The organism is Candidatus Magnetobacterium casense (assembly GCF_019173545.1).
In the GTDB taxonomy this organism is placed as follows: Bacteria; Nitrospirota; Thermodesulfovibrionia; order Thermodesulfovibrionales; family Magnetobacteriaceae; genus Magnetobacterium; species Magnetobacterium cryptolimnobacter.
The window spans coordinates 1-2775 of sequence record NZ_JABXWD010000418.1 but is presented as its reverse complement, the minus strand read 5'-3'; the positions used below and the strand labels follow the sequence as shown (position 1 = coordinate 2775).

The following is a 2775-nucleotide window of genomic DNA, read 5'->3' as shown; positions in this document are numbered from 1 at the left end:
CCCCTCCCCTTGCGGGGGGTTCTGAAGGGGGGCGGAGGGGGTGGGGCACGATTTTCCCGCAGCGGGTCGCACCCGCCCCTGCCACAAACCGCCCCTTTCTTTCTTTTGCTACCATGAAGGATACAATACAATGAACATAAGAGACAAGTTACGGGCAACCATCAGGGCGTTTTCTATGTCAGGCGGATATGGCAGTGGCCCCGTATTGAGCGGCTGCATATTGGTCGGACTTTCAGGCGGTCCTGATTCGGTTGCACTGCTGCGGCTGCTGAGGGAGTTGTTTCCGACTGTCAGCGTCCATGCCATCTACATCGACCATGGCCTCAGACCGCATGAGACGCCTGCCGAAAAGGCGTTTTGCGGCCAACTCTGTGAGCATCTTGGCGTGCCCCTGAGCATACGGGCAATTGATGCCCTGCCGCGCAAGACCCCGGCCACCATGAGACAGAGCCGGTACAGACTCTACGAAGAAACTGCCTTGCAAATTGGGGCATCAAAGATCGCCCTGGGACACAACAAGGACGACCAGGCCGAAACCGTTATGCTAAATCTCATCCGAGGGGCCAGTCTGACCGGTCTGGCAGGGATAGCCCCCACGCGGGGGATGGTCATAAGACCCCTCATTGACGTCTCACGTTGGGAGATATTGCAGTATCTCAACGAGTGCAACCAGACCTACTGCCTGGACTCCTCAAATCTCAAGGACATATATCTGCGCAATCGGGTTCGCATACACCTCATGCCGGCGCTGGTGCAGTACAACCCAAACATCGTCGATACCCTCACTCGCAACGCACGGATCATCAGAGAGGAGGACGAGTACTTAGAATTGGCCGTCACAAAAAAGCTGATGACCCTCATAAGCAGAAAGACAGACCAGAAGATAGAGCTGTTCCTGGTTCCCCTGCAGGGCATGGAGAGGGTGTTGCTGAGAAGGTTGCTCAGGCGTGCCACGGCAACCGTTGAGGCACTCAGGGAGATTGGCGTGCAACACATAGAGGAAATTATAGCGTTGATAAAGAATGCCTCAACCGGGGACAGATTATATCTGCCGGGCGCCGTGAGGGTCATAAAGGGTTACTCCACGCTTGTTATTACCTCGGAGCCGCCTGTACGGATTTCGGAGACCGAGCTGTCACTTCCCGGGGAGGTGGTTATACGTGAGGCTGGGTATCTGTTGCGTGCAACGTTGCCGGAGCACTTCAGGCAACCCGACAACAACCGTCAGGCATGTCTGGATGCAGCTCTGATGTCGTCCACGTTGAAGGTAAGGGCCAGGGTCAATGGGGATTACTTCTATCCGTTGGGGCTGGGTAAGCGCAAGAAGGTGCAGGACTATTTCGTCGATGAAAAGGTCCCCAGGGATAGCCGCAACAGCATACCGCTGGTGTTGTCAAATGACGACCTAGTCTGGATCGCAGGGTACAGACCCGACGACAGGTATAAGGTGACTCCGGCAACAAAGAGCTACTGTCTGCTGGAACTGATACCAATCAGGGGTGCGTGACCGATTATAGAGCAGATAAAGTCATAATACCGTAAGCGTATAATGAGTGTTTCAGAAAAGTCAATGGCACCCATTTCATAACCAAGTGAGCCTCCTGAACTATGTCTCTTTGAGGTATGCCCATAGCTCATCCACAGAGGCGGACTTCCTTAACAGCGCTTTAAAGGTCTGCAATTGCTCTATGTCTTCAAGGGTTCTGACAACGTCCATAAGTGCGGTTGACTCATCTGCGTACTTGATCTCAAGAATTACTTCTATGCCTTCGATCAACCCCTTACGCTGTCCTTCGATCAACCCCTTACGTTGTCCTTCGATCAACCCCTTACGTTGTCCTTCGATCAACCCCTTACGTTGTCCTTCGATCAACCCCTTACGCTGTCCCTCTGCAAGACCTTCGATTTTGCCTTCAATTTTGCCTTCGTCAAACGAAATTTCAATAGCCCCTCTCTCATCCTGTAGTCTTATTTGCCAATACTCATATACCTCAAATTCTTTCTTGCTCCACGTACTCTCATTTGCTATCTCATAGGCTTCCTTTATCTCAACGAAATCTGCACACTTGGGCACCATCTCCAGCGAATACGCATTTTTTATGAAATGTATCCATTTATCGATTATACTTTCTAACTCATCCTCGCTTTTTGTAAACTTGGGCAACTCTATAAAATTAAACTCAAAGTCCTTTAAATCCTGTTTAAATGTAGTAGTATTCAATATCAAATGTCGTGTCAGATAACCATCACCATCAAAGACTTCAAAATCCACGATTGCTATGTATATAACCTGCTTTAGTTCAGGATAATTCTCTCCCCTGCCTAATTGATTAACATATGTTTTGCTGATATAATACAGTACCCGTTTTTCAAAACCCTTTTTCTTTTGAATCTGTATTTCCACGATAAAAGTTACATTCATCTTGTCCACCGCCCTGATATCCAGTACGGTCTCCTTCAAGCCATCTATCTTTGGCACCTGATAGGGATTAAGTATATCTATAGAGTCGATCTCCCTATCCCCACTGAGGTCTAAGACGGCATTTAGAAAAGATATCAATATCTCCTTCTTGTTTTCGTTGCCAAATATCCTCTTAAAGGCTATATCACTCTTTACGTCAACAAATTTCATATTTTATTTTAACACATTCCTGAATATTTCTTCCTATACTGAAATAACGCAGGTTTTTTCAGGCATGATATTTGAGTGTGAAATAATGGGGTCAAGGGGACTTCTTCGTGCCCGGGGCGGGTGCGACAATTGAGCCAGGGGCG

General features: G+C 48.7%; 2 protein-coding genes. One reads left to right on the top strand and one right to left on the bottom strand.

The annotated features are described in order from the left end of the window. Window positions 1-130 precede the first annotated feature (130 nt). Window positions 131-1507, top strand: a complete 1377-nt coding sequence (tilS, locus tag HWQ67_RS15745; RefSeq protein ID WP_218253636.1) for a tRNA lysidine(34) synthetase TilS — start codon at window positions 131-133, stop codon at window positions 1505-1507. A 99-nt stretch (window positions 1508-1606) separates the two neighbouring features. Here the strand turns inward: tilS and HWQ67_RS15740 are convergent, their stop codons facing one another. After that, entirely contained in the window at window positions 1607-2632 is a 1026-nt protein-coding gene (locus tag HWQ67_RS15740) for an Rpn family recombination-promoting nuclease/putative transposase (protein WP_218253635.1), read from the bottom strand. Window positions 2633-2775 lie beyond the last annotated feature (143 nt).